Raw genomic sequence first — 22849 nt, 5'->3', positions numbered from 1 at the left:
CTGTTCGGCTGTTCCGGACCGGCGGCCTCAAGCGGTCCTTGAGCGCCGTCAGCGCGGATTCTGGATCAGGGAGAACCGGGCCCCCTCCGGGTCCGCCACCGTCGCCACGCGGCCGTGGGCGCTGTCGTGGGCCGCTTCGAGGACATGGCCGCCGAGGTCGACGATCCGGTCCAATGCCTCGTCCACGTCGGCGACTTCGAAGTACGTCATCCAGTGCGGGCCCCGGTCGCGGGGCAGGGCGTTGCCGACGCCGTGGATGCCGGCGACCGGCCGGCCGTCGATGTGCAGGGTGACGTAGTCGAAGTCGGCGGAGACCACCGGCTCCTCCTCGTAGGCGAACACGGTCTCGTAGAACTTGGCGACGTTCATGGACTCGAAGGTCAGCAGCTCGTTCCAGGCGGGGGTGCCGGGCACGCCCGTGATGTCCGTGCCGAGGTGGGACGCCGCCTGCCAGAGGCCGAAGACAGCGCCGGAGGGGTCGGAACAGATCGCCAACCGGCCGGCCTCGGCGGCGTCCAGCGGCCCCACGCCGACCGTGCCGCCGCACAGCCGTACCGTCTCGGCGGTCAGGTCCACGTTGTCCGAGGCGAGGTAGGGCGTCCAGGCGATGGGGAGGTGGCGGTCGGGCGGCAGTTGGCCGATGCCGGCCACCTCACGGCCGTCGAGCAGGGCCCGCACATAGGGGCCGAGTTGCTGGGGGCCGGGCTGGAACTCCCAGCCGAACAGCGCTCCGTAGAACTCCTGGGTCGCGGCCAGTCCGTGCACCATCAGGCTCACCCAGCAGGGCGTGCCGGGCGCGTGCCGGGCGTGCGTCGCGCCGTTCGGGCCGGCCGACCCCCGTGCCTCGGTCATCGTCACTCTCTCCTCGGCCTCTCGTGCTGGCCGCGTCGCGTCCGTGGTCCGGACCCCCGAGCCGATGCTCGCACCACCGGTGGCCGCGCGCGCTGCGGGCACGCCGCCGCACGACGGCCGGTGCCCGGAGGATGCCCGGTGTGCGATTTACCGCCCGTTTCCGTGCGATTGCCGACGGATGTCGATCGGCTGTACAGCATGTGCCCGATCCCGTACGCCTCGTGATCGGGCCTGTCCGGCGGGCAGAGTAACCGGAGCCGGGCGACGCGGCCACCCCGTGCGCAAGGATGGTGGCCATGAACGCCATCATCTCCGCATCCGAACTCGCGAGCGAACTGGCGGGCGAGAACCCGCCGGTGCTGCTCGATGTCCGCTGGCAGCTGACCGTGGCCAAGGCGGCCGGTGAGCCGCCGTTCGACGGCCGGACCGCGTACCGGGCCGGGCACATCCCCGGCGCGGTCTACGTCGACCTGGACCGGGAGCTGGCCTCCGCGCCCGGTTCGCGCGGCCGTCACCCCTTGCCGGACTTGGCCGAATTCGGCGCGGCGATGCGCCGGGCGGGCGTGTCGTCGTCGGTGCCGGTGGTCGTGTACGACGGCGGGCAGGGCTGGGCGGCGGCCCGGGCGTGGTGGCTGCTGTGCTGGACGGGTCACCCGGACGTGCGGGTCCTCGACGGCGGGTTGCCGGCCTGGCAGGGGTCGCTGGAGACGTCGGTACCGACTGCGGCGGAGGGCGACTTCGAGCCGACGCCGGGGGCGACGGGCCTTCTCGACGCCGATGGCGCCGCTGCGCTCGCCCGGTCGGGCGTACTCCTGGACGCGCGAGCGGGGGAGCGGTACCGCGGAGAGGTCGAGCCGATCGACCCGGTCGGCGGCCACATCCCGGGCGCCGTGTCCGCCCCCACGAACGACAACGTCGGCGCGGACGGCCGCTTCCTGCCCGCCGAGGAACTCGGGGCGCGCTTCAAGGCGCTGGGCGCGTCCGAGGGTACGGAGGTCGGCGTGTACTGCGGTTCGGGCGTCTCCGCCGCCCACCAGGTTCTGGCCCTGGCGGTAGCGGGCATTCCGGCGGCCCTGTACGTCGGTTCATGGTCGGAGTGGTCATCGGATCCGACCCGACCGGTGGCTGTGGGGCCGGATCCGCAGTAGGCGGTCGCAGCACGAGGGCCGCGCTGCGACCAGCGCGGCCCTCGTCCTCGTACGGGCGGATCGACAGCCGTACGACTGACCGCTCCTGATGCCCTGCTCCTGCTTGCCTACTCCTGTTTCTTCCTGCGCGTCCCGAACACGATCTCGTCCCAGCTCGGGACGGCGGCCCGGCGACCGGGGCGGACGCCGTCCGCTTCGGCCTGGCGGTCCGTGGCGCCGATGAGGCGGTCACGGTGGCTGCCGACAGAGCGAGGCATGAGGACGTCCGCGTAGGCGGAACCTGCCGAGGCGGCAGGGGCGGGAGGCTCCTCCGCCTCCGGTTCGGCGGGGGGTTCCTCCGTGTCCGGCTCCGCCGGGCGCTCCGGGACCACGAGGTCGCCCCGGAAGCTGGGTACCGCCTCCAGCAGGCTGGTCAGCGAGTCCCGTTCCTCCGTGGTCTCCTCGACAGGCTCGGAGGCCTGGGCCGGCAGGCTCGGCCGTGCGCTCTCGAGCGCACGGTCCATCCCACGCTCGCGCGGGAGCCGGGCGATACGCGGTACGAACGGGAAGCTGGGCTCCGGCGCGGCGAGGTCGTCGGACTCGCCGATCAGCGAGCGCGCCTCTTCGTCGACGGCCTGGACGAGCCGCCGGGGCGGGTCGTAAGTCCAGCTCGCCGAGTGCGGTTCGCCCGCCACCATGTAGACCAGCAGCACTTCCCAGGTGCCGTCGTCCCGGCGCCACGAGTCCCACTGGACGGTGTCCTTGTCGGCACCGCGCAGCAGCAGCCGCTCCTGGACGGCCTCACCGAGCTGCGGCCCGGCGGCGTTCTCGCCGGGTCGGCGGACGGGAGTCTTGCGGGCCCGCTCGGCCATGAAGGCGCGCTCGGCGAGCACGGGGCCCTCGAAGCGCCGTACGCGGTCGACGGGGATGCCGGCGAGTTGGGCGACCTCTTCCGCGGTCGCACCAGCGCGTATACGCGCCTGGATGTCGCGGGGGCGGAGATGGCTCTCCACCTCGATCTCGATCTGGCCGAGGCGGGGACGGTCGCCGCGCACGGCGGCGCGCAGGCGTTCGTCGATCGGAAGCGTGTACTCCGTTGCGTCGGCAGCCTTCAGCACCAGCCGTGTGCCGTCATTTGAGACGGCCACGACACGCAGTTCGGGCATGGGGACCTCCCGGGTGGTGCCTGCCGACGTCACGTGCGTCGCTGCTTCCGCTAGTCGAGTGTGGCCTGCCCGGGTGCAGCCTGCCACAACCTTGCCGAGTTGCCCGGCGTGTCGGGCACGGGCCCTGGATCGCCGTTATGGCACGGTTACCTGTTCGCAACGCTAAGTGACCAACTCCGTCACCCTGTGCAACTAGCCCCCTCACGGCGGTCCTTGAAGGCCACGGACGCCCTGGCGGGAGACCGGACCCAGGGCTCGCAACAGTACTCCATTTGGGCCACGTGCGTGGATTGGCGCGCCGCTCAACTTCTGGCAAGGGGTGGGACTCGGCCGTCCGTTGAGCGGTTGTCCGATCTTGTACGTGGCGTACTTCACGCAAACGTCGGAAACGGAACTGATGCTTTCGCCTGCACCTCTCCTGGCTGCGCAGTTGGGCGATCGGCTGGATCGAGCCGATCTAGGGCTACGCCCCCAACACCCTGCGCAGGTAGTCGTTCTGGAACCGGCGGTCCGGATCGAGCCGGTCCCGCAACGCCGTGAACTCGCCGAAGCGCGGGTACACCTGGGCGAAGTACTCGGCGTCCCGCGTGTGCACCTTGCCCCAGTGCGGCCGGCCCTCGTGCGCGGTGAAGATGCGCTCGGCGGCGGTGAAGTACTGCTGGTACGGCGTGCCCTTGGCCATGTGGACGGCGACGTAGGCGCTGTCGCGGCCCGAGGCGGTGGACAGCGTGATGTCGTCGGCCGGGGCGGTGCGCACCTCGACGGGGAAGCTGACCCTGAGACCGGAGCGGTCGACCATGGCCTTGAGTTCGCGCAGCATCTCGACGACGGCCTCGCGCGGAACGGCGTACTCCATCTCCATGAAGCGCACCCGGCGTGGTGATGTGAAGACCTTGTAGGGGATGTCCGTGTAGGTCCGCGCGGACAGCGCCTTGCTGGAGATCCGGGCGATCGCCGGGATCGTGGCGGGCGCCGCGCGGCCGACCCACTGGGCCACCTGGAAGACGCCGTTGGAGAGGAACTCGTCCTCGAACCAGCCCTGCAGCTGCGGCACCGGCTTCTCGGGGCCCGCGCTGCGGTTGTTGCGCTTGGTGTTGGTGTTGCCGGTGTGCGGGAACCAGTAGAACTCGAAGTGCTCGTTCTCGGCCCACAGTTCGTCGAAGTCCGCCAGGACCTTGTCGAACGGCATCGGCTCCTCGCGCGCGGAGAGCAGGAAGATCGGTTCCACGGCGAACGTGATCGCGGTGACGATGCCCAGGGCGCCGAGGCCGATGCGGGCCGCTGCGAAGACGTCCGAGTTCTCCTTCGCGGAGCAGGTGACCACCGAGCCGTCGGCCGTGACCAGTTCCAGTCCCTTGATCTGGGCGGCGATCGAGGCCGACTCGCGGCCCGTGCCGTGCGTGCCGGTGCTGGTGGCGCCCGAGACCGTCTGCTCCATGATGTCGCCCATGTTCGTGAGCGACAGGCCCTCGCGCGCCAGGGCCATGTTGAGCCTCTTGAGCGGCGTACCGGCCTCGACCGTGACCGTCATGGCGTCCCGGTCAATGTTGCGGATGCCGGTCAACAGTTGAGGGCGGATCAACACGCCGTCGGTGGCGGCAATGGACGTGAAGGAATGTCCGCTGCCGACCGCCTTCACCTTCAGGCCGTCCTCAGCGGCCCGGCGTATCGCCGCGGACAGCTCCTCGACGGAGGCCGGAGCGACCTCCCGCGCGGGGCGGGCGGCGACATTGCCGCCCCAGTTACGCCACGTGCCGTTCCTGCCGCTCGCTGTGCTGCTCAACGGTGCCTCCCCGACGCGGAGCCGGCCTGCTGAGCCGGCGATACCCCAGGAAACCCACCGCGACCGCGACGGCCCCGGACACCGCCGGAACCCCGTACCCGGCACCCGCACCGGCCTCGTCGATCACCCAGCCGGCCACGGAGGACCCGAGCGCGACCCCGACCGCGAGCCCGGTGCTCACCCAGGTCATGCCCTCGGTCAGTTGCGCGCGTGGTACGTGCTCTTCGATCAGGGACATGGTGGTGATCATCGTGGGAGCGACGGCCATGCCCGCAACGAACAGCGCCACGGCCAGAAACGGCAAGTTTCCGACCAGTAGGAGGGGGATCATACTCACGGCCATGGCGCATATGCCCAGCAGCCAGCGAGGTTCGGGCGCCCCCGTGAAGCGCATCAGCCCGAAGACGAGGCCGGCCGCGCAGGAGCCCGCCGCGTACAGCGCGAGGACCACGCTCGCGGCGCCCTTGTGCCCCTGCTCGTCCGCGAAGGCCACGGTGACGACGTCGACGGACCCGAAAATCGCTCCGGTCGCCACGAAGGTGGCCACCAGGACCTGCAGTCCCGCGGCGCGCAGGGCCGAGCTGCCGCCCTGGCGCTCGCGCGGATGCGGCGCGGGCTCGGTGCCCCGCTGTGCGGTCAGCCAGAAGACGCCGACGGCCAGGAAGCAGCCGGCGAGCAGCGGCCCGGCCTCCGGGAACCACGCCGTGGACAGGCCGATGGAGATGATCGGCCCGAAGATGAAGCACACCTCGTCGATCACGGACTCGAAGGAGTACGCGGTGTGCAGCTGAGGCGTCCCTCGGTACAGCGCGGCCCAGCGGGCGCGGATCATCGCCCCGACGCTGGGCACGCAGCCGATGCCGACGCAGGCCACGAACAGCACCCAGTCCGGCCACCGGTAGTGCGCGGCCAACAGCAGGCCGGCTCCTGCCGCCAGCGAGATCAGCGTCGCCGGACGGAGCACCCGCCGCTGCCCGTACTGATCGACCAGGCGTGAGACCTGCGGGCCCGCCACCGCCGCGGCGAGCGCGATCGTGGCCGACAGGGCGCCGGCGAGGCCGTAGCGCCCGGTCAGCTGGGAGACCATCGTGACCACGCCGATGCCCATCATCGACAGCGGCATCCGGCCGAGGAAGCCTGCGGCGGAGAAGGCCTTGCTGCCGGGGGCGGCGAACAGGGCGCGGTAGGGGCTCGGCACGGGGGTCTCCGGTCAGGCGGAAGTGGCGGGACTGCGCGGCTCAGGGGCGACTCAGGGCGGCTCAGAGCGACCCAGTAAGGCGCGTGCACAGCCGTCACAGCTTACGAGTTAGGTGACCCTGACGCACCTGGCCGGACGAACCGGGAACCCGGGTGGTCACCCCGCCGTTTCCCGGCTGTCAGTACCGAATGACAGGATCGACCCATGCCAGACGCGCGCGATGCCACCCCCTACGACGCCCTGCTCCTGCTCTCCTTCGGCGGCCCCGAGGGCCCGGACGACGTGATCCCGTTCCTGGAGAACGTCACCCGCGGGCGGGGCATCCCCAAGGAACGCCTGAAGGAAGTCGGCGAACACTACTTCCTGTTCGGCGGCGTCAGCCCCATCAACGACCAGAACCGCGCCCTGCTCGACGCCCTGCGCAAGCACTTCGCCGAGCACGGCCTGGACCTGCCGATCTACTGGGGCAACCGCAACTGGGCGCCGTACCTGACGGACACCCTGCGCGAGATGGTCGCCGACGGCCGCCGCCGCATCATCGTCCTCGCCACCAGCGCCTACGCCTCCTACTCGGGCTGCCGCCAGTACCGCGAGAACCTCGCCGACTCGCTCGCCGCCCTTGAGGCCGAGGGCCTGGAGCTGCCGAAGGTCGACAAGCTGCGGCACTACTTCAACCACCCGGGCTTCCTGGAGCCGATGATCGACGGAGTCGTCGAGTCCCTCGCCGACCTTCCCGGGGACGTCCGGGACGGCGCACACATCGCGTTCTCGACCCACTCGATCCCGACCGCAGCCGCGGACAGCTCCGGCCCGGTCGAGGAGCAGGGCGACGGCGGCGCGTACGTCGAGCAGCACCTGGACGTCGCGCAGCTGATCGCCGACGCCGTACGCGAGCGCACCGGCGTCGACCACCCCTGGCAGCTCGTCTACCAGTCCCGCTCCGGCGCCCCGCACATCCCGTGGCTGGAGCCCGACATCTGCGACCACCTCGAGGAGCGGCACGCGGCCGGGGTACCGGCGGTCGTGATCGCCCCCATCGGCTTCGTCTCCGACCACATGGAGGTCCTCTACGACCTCGACACGGAGGCCAAGGCCAAGGCCGAGGAGCTGGGCCTGCCGATGCGCCGCTCGGCCACCGTCGGAGACGACCCGCGGTTCGCCGCCGCGATCCGCGACCTCGTCCTGGAGCGCGCCGCCGTGGAGCGCGGTCAGGAGGTCACGCCCTGCGCTCTGGGCGCGCTCGGCGCCGACCACAACCTCTGCCCGGTCGGCTGCTGCCCGGCTCGCGCCCCCAAGCCCGCCGCTGCGGGCGCCGACAGCCCCTACGCGTGAGGAGCCCCGTGACCGACCCCTTGCACTCGGAACTGCTCAGGCTGGCCCGGGAGGCCGCCCGCCGCGCCGGCGAGCTGCTGCGCGACGGCCGCCCGGCCGACCTCGCGGTCGCCGCGACCAAGTCGAGCCCGATCGACGTGGTCACCGAGATGGACATCGCGGCGGAGAAGCTGATCACCGACCTGATCTCCGAGCACCGCCCGGACGACGGCTTCCTCGGCGAGGAGGGCGCCTCCACCGAGGGCACGAGCGGCATCCGCTGGGTGATCGACCCGCTCGACGGCACGGTCAACTACCTGTACGGGCTGCCGACTTGGTCCGTCTCCATCGCCGCCGAGCAGGACGGCGAGACGGTCGTCGGGGTCGTTGCGGCCCCGATGCGCGGTGAGACGTACCACGCGGTGCGCGGCGGCGGCGCCTGGGCCACGGGACTCCGGGACGGCGAGCGCAGGCTCAGCTGCCGCCCCACCGCACCCCTGGACCAGGCCCTGGTCTCGACCGGCTTCAACTACGTCACCGAGGTCCGCACCCACCAGGCCGACGTCGCGCAGAGGCTGATCCCCCTCCTGCGTGACATCCGCCGCGGCGGCTCTGCCGCGATCGACCTGTGCGACCTGGCCGCGGGCCGCCTCGACGGCTACTACGAGCGCGGCCTCAACGCCTGGGACGTGGCCGCGGGCGACCTGATCGCACGGGAAGCGGGCGCCCTGACCGGCGGACGCCCCGGAGAGCGCCCGTCACGCGACCTCGCGGTGGCGGCCACCCCGGGAGTCTTCGAGCCCCTCCAGCGGCTCCTGGAGGACTTCGGCGCCTGGCACGACTGAGCGCAGGAGCACGCGAGGCAAGGGCACGCGACGGGGCCCCGGCGCTGGATTCGCCGGGGCCCCGTCGTCGTACTCGTCAGACGCGTGACGCGCCGACTTCCACACCGTGCTCGGCGGCGAGGCGGCGCAGGTCGTCGAGCTCGCCCTGCTCCACCTCGACGAGGAAGTCGTCGCCCTCGTCACGAGCCCGCGTCAGGTCGGACTCGGTCGCCCTTATGCGCTGCAGAAGTCCTGCGGTGAATGCGTCCATGCTGCGCCCCCTCGTCCTGGGTCGTGGGTCGGTGGCACGGGGGTGTGCCGTTCGGAAGGGGCGATCACGTCTCGGTAGGTGCCCAGCGCTGCCCTTGCCGGGCGGCGACGGTGCCGGACACCCACGCCCGCTCTGCGGAAAGCGGATCGATTCGTACCGCATGGTGGTGCGGCACGAGCAGAGCGTGATCGCGGGGTGTAAAGCCGTCCTCCCCCCGCTCCCTTCCACGGAAACCTCAACCGGAAGAGAAAATCTCGCATTCCCGGGCTGCACACCCGTCCTGCATGGCCCGCTCACCCGTCTTACCGCCGACTTATGGCGGAAAAGGGCAGGATGGAGGCCAAGACACCCGACCAGAACCCCTGCCCGTGCGCGAGACAAGCGCTACGCGGGTGGACACAGGAAGGACAAGCGACGTGCGCGTACTCGTCGTCGAGGACGAGCAACTGCTCGCCGATGCGGTGGCCACCGGACTGCGCCGGGAGGCCATGGCCGTCGACGTCGTGTACGACGGTGCGGCCGCCCTGGAACGCATCGGCGTCAACGACTACGACGTGGTCGTCCTCGACCGCGACCTCCCGCTGGTGCACGGCGACGACGTCTGCCGCAAGATCGTCGAACTCGGCATGCCCACCCGCGTGCTGATGCTCACGGCCTCCGGCGACGTCAGCGACCGGGTCGAAGGGCTGGAGATCGGCGCCGACGACTATCTGCCCAAGCCCTTCGCCTTCAGCGAGCTGACGGCACGCGTGCGTGCCCTCGGCCGCCGTACGAGCGTGCCGCTGCCGCCCGTCCTGGAGCGCGCCGGCATCAAGCTGGACCCGAACCGCCGCGAGGTGTTCCGGGACGGCAAGGAGGTGCAGCTCGCGCCGAAGGAGTTCGCCGTCCTGGAAGTGCTGATGCGCAGCGAGGGCGCGGTCGTCTCCGCCGAGCAGCTCCTGGAGAAGGCCTGGGACGAGAACACCGACCCGTTCACGAACGTGGTGCGGGTGACCGTCATGACCCTGCGCCGCAAGCTGGGGGAGCCACCCGTGATCGTCACCGTGCCCGGTTCCGGCTACCGGATCTGATCGGCCATGGCCGCGACTCCCGCGCCTCCCCAGGCGCCCCCCAAGCCCACCTGGGACCCCCGGAGAGTGGAGCCCCCCTTCCCGTGGCTGCGTCCCACCATCCGGATAAGGCTCACGCTGCTGTACGGCGGCATGTTCCTGATCGCCGGCATCCTGCTGCTGTCGATCATCTACCTGCTGGCTGCACAGGCGATCAACACGGGCAACGAACCGCCGTTCAAGATCGTCGACGCCAACCAGCTCTCGGTCACCAGCGACAACTGCCCCGCGATCAAGTCCGACACCCCCACGTTCTCCCAGTTCAACGAGGCGATCAGCGCCTGTATCGACCAACAGCGCCGGGTGGCGCTGGACGATCTCCTCAGCCGCTCCCTCCTCGCCCTCCTCGGCCTCGCCGTCATCGCCTTCGCCTTCGGCTACGCCATGGCCGGCCGCGTCCTGTCGCCGCTGGGCCGGATCACCCGCACCGCGCGCGCGGTGGCGGGCTCGGACCTGTCCCGCCGTATTGAACTGGACGGCCCGGACGACGAGCTGAAGGAACTCGCCGACACCTTCGACGAGATGCTGGAGCGGCTGCAGCGGGCGTTCACCGCCCAGCAGCGCTTCGTCGGCAACGCCTCGCACGAGCTGCGCACCCCGCTCGCGATCAACCGCACACTGCTCGAGGTGCACCTCTCCGACCCGAACGCGCCGGTGGAGCTCCAGCAGCTCGGCAAGACGCTGCTGGCCACCAACGAGCGCAGCGAGCAGCTCGTCGAGGGTCTGCTGCTGCTCGCCCGCAGCGACAACCAGATCGTCGAACGCAAACCGGTGGACCTCGCGGAGGTGGCCGAGCAGGCCGTCGACCAGGTGCACGCCGAGGCGGAGGCCAAGGGCGTGGTCATCCGGGGCGAGCAGAAGCCCGCGGTCGTCCAGGGCAACGGCGTGCTGCTGGAGCGGATCGCGCTGAACCTGGTGCAGAATGCCGTCCGATACAACATCCCGGAGGGCGGCTGGGTCGAGGTCACCACAGAGGTCCAGCACGGGCAGGCTGTCCTGGTCGTGTCGAACACCGGGCCGGTGGTGCCGGCGTACGAGATCGACAACCTCTTCGAGCCGTTCAGACGGCTGCGTACGGAACGCACGGGCAGCGACAAGGGCGTCGGCCTGGGGTTGTCCATCGTGCGGTCCGTGGCGCGGGCGCACGGCGGACACATCTCCGCGCAACCGCGCGAGGGCGGAGGGCTCGTGATGCGGGTCACGCTGCCGATCTGAGATCATGTGCGCCGACACTCGATGGACATTCGGGGATGTTCGCTTTGCGCGGAATTTTCTGGGCACTCGGCGAGCAACCCCGTGTGTGATCGATCACAAGGGCGATTTTCTGGCCATCTACTCTCAGTGATCATGCGGACTGCCGGAAAGCCGGGAAAATCCGGGTTTTCGGGGGTCTTGATCACGGGAAGTACACGGTGAGACGCCTTTGAACTGCGGCATTAGGACCGTGTACGGTCCCGTTCGCCATCCAAGCCGATCACTCTTGAGGAGTCCGGTTGGGTGTCGATTGAGTAACAGACCTTGATGTGAGGCAAAATCTCCGCCTCGGGTCGGGCACAAGTCCGGCCTCTCACGCGTTACGTGCGCTGGAGACACCGCAGACACCCAGAGGGGGAGAGCGACATGGCAACGGATTACGACACCCCACGCAAGACCGACGACGACGTCGACTCGGACAGCCTTGAAGAGCTGAAGGCCAGGCGGAACGACAAGTCGACGTCCGCTGTGGACGTTGACGAGTTCGAGGCTGCCGAAGGCCTGGAGCTGCCCGGCGCGGACCTCTCGAACGAGGAGTTGGCCGTCCGGGTGCTGCCGAAGCAGCAGGACGAGTTCACCTGCATGAGCTGCTTCCTGGTGCACCACCGCAGCCAGCTGGCCCGGGAGAAGAACGGTCAGCCGATCTGCCGCGACTGCGACTGAGGTCGGGTCGGGCATGACTGGCTCGACCCCACCTTGGAAGCGCCGCTCCCGACCGTCGGGAGTGGACGAAGGGCCGTCCGACGGCCCCTACGGCGCGCGTGACGACGAGCGGGGCTCATCCGGTACGGGGGCCTCGCTCGAACCGATGTCCGGGGCTGACCTCTCGGAGCCGACGGAGGTTCCCGCACCCGTCGTCCGGCGGCGGGCGGCGGTGATCCGGGAGAAGGCCCGGGAAGGCGTCCGTAAGGGCGGCAGCCGCGCCAGAGCGGGTCTTGGATACCTCACCGACCGGATCATCGAGAACGCCCCGCGGATCCCCGTACGGGACCTCGCGACGCTTCGGCGGCACTTCCCGGGGCTCGGGCCCGAGCAGATCGCGGACAAGCTCGTCGCGGGAGCGGCGAACGCGAGCGCGACGGTCGGCGCGGGAGTCGGTGCGGCGGCGATGCTGCCGGTACCGCCCGCGATGCCGACGGAGTTGGCCGCCGAGATCACCGGCGTCGCGGCCATCGAACTGAAACTGATCGCCGAGCTGCACGAGGTGTACGGCGTACGCCCGCCCGGCAATCTGAAAGACCGCAGTACCGCGTATCTGTCCTCGTGGTCCGAGGAGCGCGGCATCGACCCCATGAAGCCGGCGACGGTCAACGCCGCTCTCGGTGGGCAGATGAAGCGGGAGCTGCGTCAGCAGATCATGAAGCGGATGGTCCGGAATCTGCCGAACCTCATGCCCTTCATGGTCGGGGCCGCGGTGGGCGCGGTCATGAACCGCCGGGACACCAAGAGACTCGCGGCACGGATTCGGACGGACCTGCGGAAGATCCAGGTGCCGTGGGACGAATTGCCGGAACTGCCCCCGCTGGAGCGCCCGGCAAGGCCGCTGGACATGGGAGACGTGGGGCGTATGCGCGGGCGCAAGAGGCTCGGGGGCGGCTGAGATCCCGCCAGCGGGGCCGGTACGGCGGCCGCCCAGAGGCCCTTTCGGCATGCCGCCGCGAAGTTTTTGCCACGGCGAGCACAAGTCTTGACCAGGCCGGTGAAGGCCCGCTCGGGTGTGCTAGACCGAGGCCTTCGCGGCCTTGATCGCCTCCGCCAGGCGTTCCGGCTCGCGGGTCGACAGGTACAGGTACGGGGTCGGGTCCTCGGGGTCCGTGACCTCCACGCGCAGGGCCGTGGGGATGTAGGCACGCAGGAGGAGGAAGGCTCGGGTGTCGGCCTTGTGGGTGCGCCAGGCGCGGGCCTCCTCGGGGTCCAGGACGTGTGCCTCGCCCAGGGCCCGTACCGGGATCCTCGCCTCGCCCGCGATCAGCGAGTCGCCCACCAGACGGATGCGGACCGAGCCGTACGAGCTGGCCATGACGGCTGCCGCGGCGGTGCCGCCGACGAGCCCGGCGAGCAGGGGCAGCGTGCCGAACGGCAGGAGGATCAGGGCCAGGGAGACCCCGACCAGGAACGAGATCAGCCACCACGAGCGGGGGGCGGTCAGGCGTTCTTCGTAGGGGGCGGCGGAGAGCTGCATGGAGCCAAGCTTGGCACGGTGTCCGGAACCTGCCGACGCGCGGGTAAGGTCTGCGGCTGTGAGTGGTACTTCCGCAACTCTCAAGCCTCCGGCCGACGCCGTGAAACCGGCCCGTCACCCCGATGCTCCCGCACCCGGGGAGCTTCTCGGTGCGCACTACGGCGAGTGTTTCGGCTGCGGTGGTGAGCAGGCCCACGGGTTGCACCTTCAGGCGCGGGCCGGTGACGGCGTCAGCATCACCGCCGAGTTCACCGTGCAGCCCGCCCATCAGGGCGCGCCCGGGCTCGCGCACGGTGGCGTGCTCGCGACCGCCCTCGACGAGACCCTCGGCTCGCTCAACTGGCTGCTGCGCACGATCGCCGTGACCGGGCGGCTGGAGACCGACTTCGTACGGCCCGTTCCGGTGGGCACGGTGCTGTATCTGGAGGCCGAGGTGACGGCGGTGGCGGGCCGCAAGATCTACTCGACCGCCACCGGACGGATCGGCGGCCCCGACGGGCCCGTCGCCGTCCGTGCCGACGCCCTCTTCATCGAGGTGAAGGTCGACCACTTCATCGACAACGGCCGCCCGGAGGAGATCCGGGCCGCCATGAACGACCCGGACCAGGTCCGGCGTGCCCGTGCCTTCGAGGTGAACCCGTGAGCCGTGAGCCCCGTCGAGAACTCGACGTGCTGATCCGGCGCGTCGACCCCGACGTACCGCTTCCGACGTACGCACACCCCGGTGACGCCGGAGCCGATCTGCGCACCACCGAGGCCTGTGAGCTGAAGCCGGGGGAGCGGGCCGTACTGCCCACCGGGGTGTCTGTAGCCCTGCCGGAGGGGTACGCGGCCTTCGTGCACCCGCGATCCGGTCTCGCTGCCCGCCTCGGTGTCGCCCTCGTGAATGCCCCGGGGACGGTTGATGCCGGGTACCGTGGGGAGATCAAGGTGATCGTGGTGAATCTCGACCCGCACGAGCCCGTGCGGTTCGAGCGCTTCGACCGGATTGCCCAACTGGTCGTCCAGCAGGTCGAGAGGGTTCGCTTCCAGGAGGTCGCGGAGCTTCCCGATTCGGCACGGGCCGAGGGGGGCTTCGGGTCCACCGGCGGCCATGCCGCGGTGGACGGCACAAGCGGGACAAGCGTTGAGGCCGCCGATGGCGGCACTACGGGTGGGAATCGATACGCTTCGGTCGTATCCGACCGGGAAGGACAGTGACGTGTTCGGACGTCGCAAGAAGAAGGGTGCCGCCGAGGACGCGGCCGGCGAGCCCGAGCAGGTCGTCGACATCGACACTGAGGCGGACGACGACGGCACGCGCGAGCGCGTACGGCTCGAGCCGGAACCGCGGCCCGACGGGCCCTGGGACAGCTCAGAGATCCGTGAGCCCGGCGAGGGCCGGGTGGACCTGGGCGGCCTGTTGGTGCCGGGCGTCGACGGCATGGAGCTGCGTGTCGAGGTCGCGGGCGACGCGATCGTCGCGGCGACCGTCGTGCTGCGGGACAGCGCCATCCAGCTGCAGGCCTTCGCCGCCCCCAAGCGCGAGGGCATCTGGGGCGAGGTGCGCGAGGAGATCGGCTCCGGCATCACCCAGCAGGGTGGCATCATCGACGAGGTCGAGGGCCCGCTCGGCTGGGAACTGCGGGCCCAGGTACCGGTTCAGCTGCCGGACGGCACGGGCGGTTTCCAGGTCGTGCGGTTCGTCGGCGTGGACGGTCCCCGCTGGTTCCTGCGCGGTGTGATCTCGGGCCAGGGCGCGGTGCAGCCGCAGGCGGCCGGCCTGCTCGAGCAGATCTTCCGGGACACGGTCGTGGTCCGCGGCGAAGGCCCGATGGCCCCCCGTGACCCGATCGTCCTGAAGCTGCCGAACGACGCCCAGATGATTCCCGAGGGTGTCCAGCAGGAGGAGGCGGGTTCGCGCTTCTCCGGCGGCATGGGCCAGCTCCAGCGCGGGCCGGAGATCACTGAGGTGCGCTGAACAACGTAGAAACATCAGGGCCGTATCCCACACGGGGTGCGGCCCTTTCTCGTGCGTGAACTCTTGACGGGGCATTGGTCTGTACCTACCGTCTCCGGCCAACGCGTCTGTTCATAAAGGCGCTTCACGTTCACATACGAGAACGGAAGGCCCCCACGTATGCGCAGAACCGCACTGTTCGCGGCCGCGGCCGCCCTCGTCGCCGGTGTCCTTGCCTGGCCCGCCGACGCCGCTCCCGTCACCTTCGTTCACCCCGGAGTCACCGTCTCCAAGGGCCAGCTGGACTTCGCCCGCTCCCAGGTCAACGCCGGTGCCCAGCCCTGGAAGGGCGCCTTCGACCGGATGATGGCGAGCAAGTACGCCGATCTGAACCGCACGCCCAAGCCCCGCGCGGTCGTCGAGTGCGGTTCGTACTCGAACCCCAACTACGGCTGCACCGACGAGCGCGAGGACGCAATAGCCGCCTACACCCAGGCCCTCGCCTGGTACGTCACCCGCGACGAGCGGCACGCGAAGAAGGCCATCGAGCTGATGGACGCCTGGTCCGCGGTGATCAAGGACCACACCAACAGCAACGCGCCCCTGCAGGCGGGCTGGGCCGGCTCCTCCTGGCCCAGGGCCGCCGAGATCATCAAGTACACGTACACCGGGAGCTGGGCCAACTCCGGCCGGTTCGCCACCATGCTCCGCAACGTCTATCTGCCCGAGATCATCAACGGCTCGAACTCCAACGGCAACTGGGAGCTGTCGATGATGGAGGCCGCCGTCGGCATCTCCGTCTTCCTGGAGGACAAGACGTCGTACGACAAGGCCATGGCGAAGTTCCGCACCCGCACCGCCGCCTACGTCTACCTGTCCTCCGACGGCGACCTGCCGAAGACCGTGCCGAGCCAGAACCTCGACACCCGGGACAAGATCGTCAAGTACTGGCAGGGGCAGTCCACCTTCGTCACCGGTCTCACTCAGGAGACCTGCCGCGACCTCACGCACACCGGGTACGGCATCTCGGCCGTCTCGCACGTCGCGGAGACCAGCCGGATCCAGGGGCAGGACCTGTACGGCACCGACGTCGGCGAGCGGCTGCGACAGGCGCTCGGGTTCCAGGCCAAGTACGAGCTGGGTACGGCCGCGCCGAGCTGGCTGTGCGGCGGCTCGCCGAAGCTCGGGCTCGGTCCGGTCACCGAGGTCGGGCACAACGCCCTGGCCAACCGTCTCGGCCACGCCATGACCAACACCGAGACGCTCACCGACCGCAACCGCCCGGCCGGCAGCAACAACCTCTTCGTGGCCTGGGAGACCCTCACCCACGGCGACAACCCCGGCTGAGGCGGGGCGGTGCGACGGCGGGGGCGTCAGGGTTGCGTCAAAGACGCTCCCGCCGCCGTACCCGGCCCCATTTGTCGCGATTATTGGCCGTAAGGTCGACGCTGCGCAGGCAGCAGTGGGACCGGAAGACAATAGGGCCATGGGACGCGGCAAGCTTCGGATCTACCTCGGTGCGGCACCGGGCGTCGGCAAGACGTACGCGATGCTGTCCGAGGCGCACCGCCGTGTCGAGCGGGGCACCGACTTTGTGGTCGCCTTGGTGGAGCACCATGAGCGGGCGCGCACCGAGGTGCTGCTGCACGGGCTGGAGCAGATCACCCGCAACGAGCTCGGGTACCGAGGGGCCGTCTTCACGGAGATGGACGTCGACGCCGTACTGGCGCGGCGTCCGCAGGTGGCGCTCGTCGACGAGCCGGCCCACACCAACATCCCCGGATCGCGCAACGCCAAGCGCCGGCAGGTGGTCCGCCGGGCCGATCAGGTCGAGCTGGTCGACATGTCGCCGCAGGCGCTGCGGCGGCGGATGGCGCACGGGAACATCTACCAGCCGGACAAGATCGACGCGGCCCTGTCGAACTACTTCCGCCCCGGGAACCTGACCGCGCTGCGGGAGCCGGCGTTGCTGTGGGTGGCGGACCGGGTCGACGAGTATCTGAAGCAGTACCGCAGCGATCACCAGGTGCAGAGGATCCGGGCATCGAGGGAGTGGATCGTGGTCGGGCTGACCGGCGGCCCGGAGGGCAGGACCCTCATCCGCCGGGCCGCGCGGCTCGCGGAGAAGGGCGCCGGCGGTGAGGTGCTGGCCGTCTACATCGCCCGCAGCGACGGCCTCACCTCCGCCTCACCCAAGGAACTGGCCGTCCAGCGCACTCTCGTCGAGGACCTGGGCGGCACCTTCCACCACGTCGTCGGCGACGACATCCCGGCGTCGCTGCTGGACTTCGCGCGCGGGGTGAACGCCACCCAGATCGTGCTCGGCTCCTCGCGCCGCAAGAGCCGGGAGTACGTCCTCGGACCGGGCGTCGGCGCCACGGTCGCCCGGGATTCGGGCCCCGGCCTCGACGTCCACATCGTCATGCATGAGGAGGCCGCCAAGGGGCGGGGACTGCCGGTGGCCCGGGGAGCGAGCCTCGGCCGCTCACGGACGGTGTGGGGCTGGTTCATCGGCGTCGGCGGCCCGGTGCTGCTCACCCTGCTGCTGACCGACATCGACGCCGACCTCGGTCTCGCGAACGACATGCTGTTGTTCCTGACGTCGACGGTGGCGGCGGCCCTGCTCGGCGGGCTGCTGCTGGCGCTGGCCTCGGCCGCGGTCGGCTCGCTGCTGCTGAATTGGTTCTTCACACCGCCGCTGCACCGCATCTCGATCGCCGACCCGAAGAACCTGCTCGCGCTCGTGATCTTCGTCTTCGTGGCGGTGGCGGTGGCGGTGGCCTCCGTGGTGGATCTCGCGGCCCGCCGGACCCGTCAGGCGGCTCGACTGCGCGCGGAGTCGGAGATCCTGTCCTTCCTGGCCGGGAACGTGCTGCGCGGCGAGACCGGCCTGGAGGAGCTGCTGGAGCGGGTGCGCGAGACGTTCGGGATGGAGTCGGCGCTGCTGCTGGAGCGGCAGAGCGATGTCGATCCGTGGATGTGTGCGGGCCGGGTGGGCCCGGGGCGGGCGCCGGAGCGGCCGGAGGAGGCGGACGTGGACGTGCCGGTCGGCGATCACATGGCGCTCGCGCCGGCCGGCCGGGTGCTGCCCGCCGAGGACCGGCGGGTGCTGGCCGCCTTCGCCGCGCAGGCCGCGGTGGTGCTGGATCGGCAGCGTCTGCAGTGCGAGGCCGACCAGGCCAAGGAGCCGGCGGAGGGCAACCGGATCCGGACGGCGCTGCCGGCCGCGGTGAGCCATGACCTGCGTACGCCTCTTGCGGGCATCATGGCGGCGGTTTCCTCGCTGCGGTCCGACGACGTGGCGTGGTCGCCGCAGGACGAGGCCGAGCTGCTGGAGGGCATCGACGGGGGTGCCGACCGGCTCGACCATCTGGTCGGCAATCTCCTCGACATGTCGCGGCTGCAGACGGGCACGGTGACGCCGTTGATCCGGGAGATCGACCTGGACGAGGTGGTGCCGATGGCGCTCGGCGGGGTGCCGGAGGCCAGCGCGGAGCTGGACATTCCGGAGACGCTGCCCATGGTCGCCGTGGACCCTGGGCTGCTGGAACGGTCGGTGGCCAACCTGGTCGAGAACGCCGTCAAGTACAGCCCGGACGGCAGCGCCGTCCTCGTCTCCGCGAGCGCCATCGCCGAACGGGTCGAGGTGCGCGTCGCCGACCGCGGCCCGGGCGTCCCCGACGAGGCCATGAACGGCACCCTCAACGCCGAGGACACGCCCGGCGGCGGCCTCACCACGGTCCTCACTCTCCGGGCGGCGCAAGCACGCGCGGAGCTTCTCGAAGAGGGGGACGCGTCTGTGGAGCGCCCCGCGGAACCTGAAAGGCAGACCACATGCTGAGCCCGACCGGGGGGACCCCCCAGGCCCCCACGAGGGTGCTGGTGATCGACGACGAGCCGCAGATCGTGCGCGCCCTCGTGATCAACCTCAAGGCCCGCAAGTACGAGGTCGACGCGGCCCACGACGGGGCCACCGCCCTCGAGCTCGCCGCCACCCGCCACCCCGACGTGGTCGTCCTCGACCTCGGTCTGCCCGACATGGACGGCGTCGAGGTGATCCGCGGGCTGCGCGGCTGGACCCGGGTGCCGATCCTGGTGCTGTCCGCCCGGCACTCCTCCGACGAGAAGGTCGAGGCGCTGGACGCGGGCGCCGACGACTACGTCACCAAGCCCTTCGGCATGGACGAACTGCTGGCCCGGCTGCGGGCCGCCGTCCGCCGGGCCGAACCGACCGGGGGCGGCGAGGACGACGTGATGGTGGCGACCGAGGAGTTCACCGTGGACCTGGCCGCGAAGAAGGTCAACCGGGACGGGAGGGACGTACGGCTGACCCCCACGGAGTGGCATCTGCTGGAGGTGCTGGTCCGCAACACCGGGCGGCTCGTCAGCCAGAAGCAGCTGTTGCAGGAGGTGTGGGGGCCGTCGTACGGGACGGAGACGAACTATCTGCGGGTGTACATGGCCCAGCTGCGCAGGAAGCTGGAGGCCGATCCTTCGCATCCCAGGCACTTCGTCACGGAGCCGGGGATGGGCTACCGATTTGAGAAGTGAGCTGGTCACAGGGGGCTGGTTCGGGGGTCGGCACCGGGGGGTACGAGAGTGTCGGTGCACCCCGGTAGTCTTCAAGACATGAGTGCTGTTCCTCGTTCCGAAAAGTCGGTGGGCCGGTTCCGGCGCATGCTCGACCGGCTCTCCTCGTCGCAGGAGGACCTGGAGTCCGAGGAGCTGCGCGAGGACGCCGAGACGGCCGGATGCATCAGGATCGGTGACTGCCATGACCGACAGATCGTGACGGTTACTGGTACCTTGCGCACGGTCACCCTGCGGCCGCGTGCGGGAGTCCCGGCCCTGGAGGCCGAGCTGTTCGACGGCTCCGCCGCCCTGGACGTGGTGTGGCTCGGCAGGCGCTCCATAGTCGGGATAGAGCCGGGGCGCCGGCTGATCGCATCGGGCCGGATCTCCATGAGCCGGGGCCGCCGGGTGCTGTTCAACCCGAAATACGAACTGAGACCCCTCGGACGGGAGTAGCCGGTGACGTCGCTCGACAAGCCGACTGAAGACACCACCGCAGACGCCGAGCAGACAGCCCGGGCGGTGACGGAGGCCGCGCTGTTCGAGGCCTTCGGCGGCATGCGCGGCATGATCGAGACGGTGCTGCCCGGTCTGCTCTTCGTCACCATCTACACGATCAACAAGGACCTGCACCTGTCGGCCATCGCCGCGCTCGGGGTGTCCCTGTTGCTCGTGGTGGTGCGCCTGGTGATGCGGGACACCGTCAAGCACGCGTTCAGCGGTGTCTTCGGCGTTGCCTTCGGTGTCGTGTTCGCGATGATGACCGGCAACGCGAAGGACTTCTACCTGCCCGGCATGCTCTACACGCTGGGGCTGGGGCTCGCGTACATCATCACGACCTTGTGCGGTGTGCCGTTGATCGGGCTGATCCTCGGCCCGGTGTTCAAGGAGAACCTCTCCTGGCGCAAGCGCAACCCCGGACGCAAGAAGGCGTATGCGAAGGCCAGTTGGGCCTGGGGGCTGATCCTGCTCGCCAAGTGCGCGATTCTCTTCCCGCTGTACTGGTGGGCGGACACGACGCAGTTGGGGTGGGTGCTGGTCGCGCTGAAGATTCCGCCGTTCCTGCTGGCCGTGTGGCTGACGTGGGTGTTCCTGGCGAAGGCGCCGGCGCCGATCGATGTGTTCGCGGAGATGGAGGCGGCGGAGAAGGCTGAGCGGGAGGCTGCCGGCCGGTCGGCCGAGTAGTACCCGGCGTCGTCGTTGCCGTCAACTGGGGGCTGCCGCCCCCAGACCCCCGCTTCGGCCCTGAACGGGCCTTGTCCTCAAGCGCCGGACAGGCTGGTGAGAAGGGGCGCCCCGAAATTTCGGGGCGCCCCTTCTCGTCGTATCGCGCGAAGCGGCTAGCTCGCTGTGTCCTCGCGTCGCACCGACAGCAGATCCTCCAGCTGCTCCTCCCTCGCCTGGGCGGCCACGAAGAGAAGCTCGTCGCCTGCCTCCAGGGAGTCCTCGCGGGACGGCGTCAGGACGCGGTTGCCGCGGATGATGGTGACCAGGGACGTGTCCTGGGGCCACTCCACGTCGCCGACCTGGGTGCCGGCGAGGGCCGACTCCTCCGGCAGGGTCAGCTCCACGAGGTTCGCGTCGCCGTGGCTGAAGCGGAGCAGGCGGACCAGGTCGCCGACGCTCACCGCCTCCTCGACCAGGGCCGACATCAGACGCGGGGTGGAGACCGCCACGTCCACGCCCCAGGACTCGTTGAACAGCCACTCGTTCTTGGGGTTGTTCACGCGGGCCACGACGCGCGGGACGCCGTACTCCGTCTTCGCCAGCAGGGAGACGACCAGGTTGACCTTGTCGTCGCCCGTCGCGGCGATCACGACGTTGCAGCGCTGGAGCGCCGCCTCGTCCAGGGAGGTGATCTCGCAGGCGTCGGCGAGCAGCCACTCCGCCTGCGGGACGCGCTCGACCGAGATGGCGGTCGGCGCCTTGTCGACGAGGAGGACCTCGTGGCCGTTCTCCAGCAGTTCGCCCGCGATGGAGCGACCCACCGCGCCGGCACCGGCAATGGCGACCCTCATCAGTGACCGCCCTCCTCTTCGGGACCCTTGGTGAACGCCGCCTCGACCTTGTCGACCTCGTCGGTGCGCATCATCACGTGCACCAGGTCGCCCTCCTGCAGCACCGTCTGCGACGTGGGCAGGATCGCCTCGCCGAGCCGGGTGAGGAACGCGACGCGGACGCCGGTCTCCTCCTGCAGCTTGCTGATCTTGTGGCCGACCCAGGCCGCGGAGGCGTGCACCTCGGCGAGCTGGACGCCGCCGGTGGGGTCCCGCCACAGCGGCTCGGCGCCCGAGGGCAGCAGACGGCGCAGCATCTGGTCGGCCGTCCAGCGGACCGTGGCCACGGTGGGGATGCCCAGGCGCTGGTAGACCTCGGCGCGGCGGGGGTCGTAGATCCGGGCCGCGACGTTCTCCACGCCGAACATCTCACGGGCCACGCGCGCGGAGATGATGTTCGAGTTGTCACCGCTGGAGACGGCGGCGAAGGCGCCCGCCTCCTCGATGCCCGCCTCGCGCAGGGTGTCCTGGTCGAAGCCGACGCCGGTGACCCGGCGGCCGCCGAACCCGGGGCCCAGCCGGCGGAAGGCCGTGGGGTCCTGGTCGATCACGGCGACCGTGTGCCCTTGTTGCTCCAGGGTCTGGGCCAGAGCGGAGCCCACCCTTCCGCAACCCATGATGACGATGTGCACCTAGCTCTACCCCGCAGTCCTAGTCATCCCGTTGACCTGCGAAAACACCCTGATCACTCTTCTCTCTAAGTCTGCCAGGCAACAACGAGCCAACAGCTTGGGGTGTTGCCAGACACGAGCTTATGCGGCAAGAGCGTCCATGACTTCATCTGCGTACGCGATGGTGGGTTCACGGCCGTGAACCACGAGGGAGCGGTCGGACGTTGAGGCGATGGTGAGCAGCAGGCCGCTCCGCACCGGGGCGACGGTGTGTCTGGCTGCCCCGGTGCATGGCCACTGGATCACCTTGGCGCCGGCTGAGGAGGAGGCCCCGACGACGTCAGGGTCGGACACACCGACCAGTGCGTCCGGTGAGGGGCGAAGGCCGGCAGGGCGGTCAGCGGCGGTTGAAGCTGCGGAGGCTGGCCAGTGCCAGGGCGGCGAGTCCGGCGAGCGAGACGAGGGCACCGACGAGCTGAGCGGTCGTCTGCGACATGAGGGCTCCCGGATGTGATGAGCGTACCGACGCAGGTCATGGAGGCATGGGGACGCCTGCGAGGCCGGCGCCCGGCGCGTGCGTGGCACGGAATTCA

23 protein-coding genes are annotated in these 22849 nt (G+C 70.3%); 15 read left to right on the top strand and 8 right to left on the bottom strand.

The annotated features are described in order from the left end of the window. Positions 1 to 48: 48 nt before the first annotated feature. Positions 49 to 852 (bottom strand): VOC family protein, encoded by an 804-nt coding sequence (locus ADL12_RS18720; protein ID WP_062703806.1) that lies wholly within the window; start codon positions 850 to 852, stop codon positions 49 to 51. A gap of 296 nt (positions 853 to 1148) precedes the next feature. On the opposite strand from ADL12_RS18720, the gene ADL12_RS18715 reads away from it, so the two are divergent. Next, positions 1149 to 2000, top strand: a complete 852-nt coding sequence (locus ADL12_RS18715; RefSeq protein WP_208614564.1) for a sulfurtransferase — start codon at positions 1149 to 1151, stop codon at positions 1998 to 2000. 107 nt (positions 2001 to 2107) lie between these two features. Here the strand turns inward: ADL12_RS18715 and sepH are convergent, their stop codons facing one another. The 3 genes from sepH to ADL12_RS18700 form a co-directional block, all read right to left on the bottom strand. Next, complete coding sequence (gene sepH / locus ADL12_RS18710; protein WP_062703804.1) at positions 2108 to 3145, bottom strand: septation protein SepH; 1038 nt, start codon at positions 3143 to 3145, stop codon at positions 2108 to 2110. 463 nt (positions 3146 to 3608) lie between these two features. Next, positions 3609 to 4928, bottom strand: coding sequence for a D-arabinono-1,4-lactone oxidase (locus tag ADL12_RS18705; protein ID WP_062703803.1), 1320 nt, complete (start codon positions 4926 to 4928; stop codon positions 3609 to 3611). Next, complete coding sequence (locus tag ADL12_RS18700) at positions 4888 to 6126, bottom strand: MFS transporter (protein WP_062703802.1); 1239 nt, start codon at positions 6124 to 6126, stop codon at positions 4888 to 4890. Before ADL12_RS18700 ends, ADL12_RS18705 begins: the two co-directional genes overlap by 41 nt. 204 nt (positions 6127 to 6330) lie before the next feature. On the opposite strand from ADL12_RS18700, the gene ADL12_RS18695 reads away from it, so the two are divergent. Beyond that, positions 6331 to 7458 (top strand): ferrochelatase, encoded by a 1128-nt coding sequence (locus ADL12_RS18695; RefSeq protein WP_062703801.1) that lies wholly within the window; start codon positions 6331 to 6333, stop codon positions 7456 to 7458. An 8-nt stretch (positions 7459 to 7466) separates the two neighbouring features. Next, on the top strand, positions 7467 to 8282 hold the full coding sequence (locus tag ADL12_RS18690; protein ID WP_062703800.1) for an inositol monophosphatase family protein: 816 nt from the start codon (positions 7467 to 7469) through the stop codon (positions 8280 to 8282). Positions 8283 to 8358: 76 nt separating this feature from the next. Here ADL12_RS18690 and ADL12_RS54995 read toward each other — a convergent pair whose 3' ends face one another. Continuing rightward, positions 8359 to 8532: a hypothetical protein gene (locus ADL12_RS54995; RefSeq protein WP_164904867.1), complete on the bottom strand. Its 174-nt coding sequence runs from the start codon at positions 8530 to 8532 to the stop codon at positions 8359 to 8361. A gap of 416 nt (positions 8533 to 8948) precedes the next feature. Between ADL12_RS54995 and ADL12_RS18685 the strand changes: the two genes are divergently transcribed. From ADL12_RS18685 to ADL12_RS18670, 4 genes are all read left to right on the top strand, one after another. Beyond that, a complete protein-coding gene (locus ADL12_RS18685; protein ID WP_007385219.1) occupies positions 8949 to 9602 on the top strand; it encodes a response regulator transcription factor in 654 nt (217 codons plus the stop codon). Between the two features lie 6 nt (positions 9603 to 9608). Next, positions 9609 to 10856, top strand: a complete 1248-nt coding sequence (locus tag ADL12_RS18680) for a sensor histidine kinase (protein WP_062703799.1) — start codon at positions 9609 to 9611, stop codon at positions 10854 to 10856. Between the two features lie 405 nt (positions 10857 to 11261). Beyond that, positions 11262 to 11558, top strand: a complete 297-nt coding sequence (locus ADL12_RS18675; RefSeq protein WP_005481602.1) for a DUF4193 domain-containing protein — start codon at positions 11262 to 11264, stop codon at positions 11556 to 11558. A 13-nt stretch (positions 11559 to 11571) separates the two neighbouring features. Then, positions 11572 to 12495, top strand: a complete 924-nt coding sequence (locus tag ADL12_RS18670; RefSeq protein ID WP_062703798.1) for a hypothetical protein — start codon at positions 11572 to 11574, stop codon at positions 12493 to 12495. Between the two features lie 120 nt (positions 12496 to 12615). Here the strand turns inward: ADL12_RS18670 and ADL12_RS18665 are convergent, their stop codons facing one another. Further along, positions 12616 to 13077 carry a DUF3093 domain-containing protein gene (locus tag ADL12_RS18665; RefSeq protein ID WP_062703797.1) on the bottom strand — a complete coding sequence of 154 codons (462 nt, stop codon included), beginning with the start codon at positions 13075 to 13077 and terminating at the stop codon, positions 12616 to 12618. Positions 13078 to 13135: 58 nt separating this feature from the next. Here ADL12_RS18665 and ADL12_RS18660 point away from each other — a divergent pair, with 58 nt between their 5' ends. The 8 genes from ADL12_RS18660 to ADL12_RS18625 all read left to right on the top strand — a co-directional run bounded on the left by ADL12_RS18660 (position 13136) and on the right by ADL12_RS18625 (position 20773). Then, positions 13136 to 13720 (top strand): PaaI family thioesterase, encoded by a 585-nt coding sequence (locus ADL12_RS18660; protein ID WP_062703796.1) that lies wholly within the window; start codon positions 13136 to 13138, stop codon positions 13718 to 13720. Continuing rightward, positions 13717 to 14277 carry a dUTP diphosphatase gene (gene dut / locus ADL12_RS18655; RefSeq protein ID WP_062703795.1) on the top strand — a complete coding sequence of 187 codons (561 nt, stop codon included), beginning with the start codon at positions 13717 to 13719 and terminating at the stop codon, positions 14275 to 14277. Before ADL12_RS18660 ends, dut begins: the two co-directional genes overlap by 4 nt. 1 nt (position 14278) lies before the next feature. Beyond that, positions 14279 to 15037, top strand: a complete 759-nt coding sequence (locus ADL12_RS18650; protein ID WP_062703794.1) for a DUF3710 domain-containing protein — start codon at positions 14279 to 14281, stop codon at positions 15035 to 15037. Between the two features lie 159 nt (positions 15038 to 15196). Beyond that, complete coding sequence (locus ADL12_RS18645; protein WP_062703793.1) at positions 15197 to 16363, top strand: alginate lyase family protein; 1167 nt, start codon at positions 15197 to 15199, stop codon at positions 16361 to 16363. A 139-nt stretch (positions 16364 to 16502) separates the two neighbouring features. After that, positions 16503 to 18857 (top strand): sensor histidine kinase, encoded by a 2355-nt coding sequence (locus ADL12_RS18640; protein WP_062703792.1) that lies wholly within the window; start codon positions 16503 to 16505, stop codon positions 18855 to 18857. After that, a complete protein-coding gene (locus tag ADL12_RS18635; protein ID WP_062703791.1) occupies positions 18851 to 19567 on the top strand; it encodes a response regulator in 717 nt (238 codons plus the stop codon). The genes ADL12_RS18640 and ADL12_RS18635 overlap by 7 nt, the downstream gene beginning before the upstream one ends. A gap of 78 nt (positions 19568 to 19645) precedes the next feature. Further along, entirely contained in the window at positions 19646 to 20044 is a 399-nt protein-coding gene (locus ADL12_RS18630; RefSeq protein ID WP_062703790.1) for an OB-fold nucleic acid binding domain-containing protein, read from the top strand. 3 nt (positions 20045 to 20047) lie between these two features. Continuing rightward, on the top strand, positions 20048 to 20773 hold the full coding sequence (locus ADL12_RS18625) for a DUF3159 domain-containing protein (RefSeq protein ID WP_062703789.1): 726 nt from the start codon (positions 20048 to 20050) through the stop codon (positions 20771 to 20773). A gap of 155 nt (positions 20774 to 20928) precedes the next feature. Here ADL12_RS18625 and ADL12_RS18620 read toward each other — a convergent pair whose 3' ends face one another. After that, complete coding sequence (locus tag ADL12_RS18620) at positions 20929 to 21606, bottom strand: potassium channel family protein (RefSeq protein WP_062703788.1); 678 nt, start codon at positions 21604 to 21606, stop codon at positions 20929 to 20931. Beyond that, positions 21606 to 22277: a potassium channel family protein gene (locus ADL12_RS18615; RefSeq protein ID WP_062703787.1), complete on the bottom strand. Its 672-nt coding sequence runs from the start codon at positions 22275 to 22277 to the stop codon at positions 21606 to 21608. Before ADL12_RS18615 ends, ADL12_RS18620 begins: the two co-directional genes overlap by 1 nt. Between the last annotated feature and the right edge of the window lie 572 nt (positions 22278 to 22849).

This window comes from Streptomyces regalis (assembly GCF_001509475.1).
In the GTDB taxonomy this organism is placed as follows: Bacteria; Actinomycetota; Actinomycetes; order Streptomycetales; family Streptomycetaceae; genus Streptomyces; species Streptomyces regalis.
Note: the sequence above shows the minus strand (reverse complement) of the source record. Positions and strands in the feature narration are given on the sequence as shown.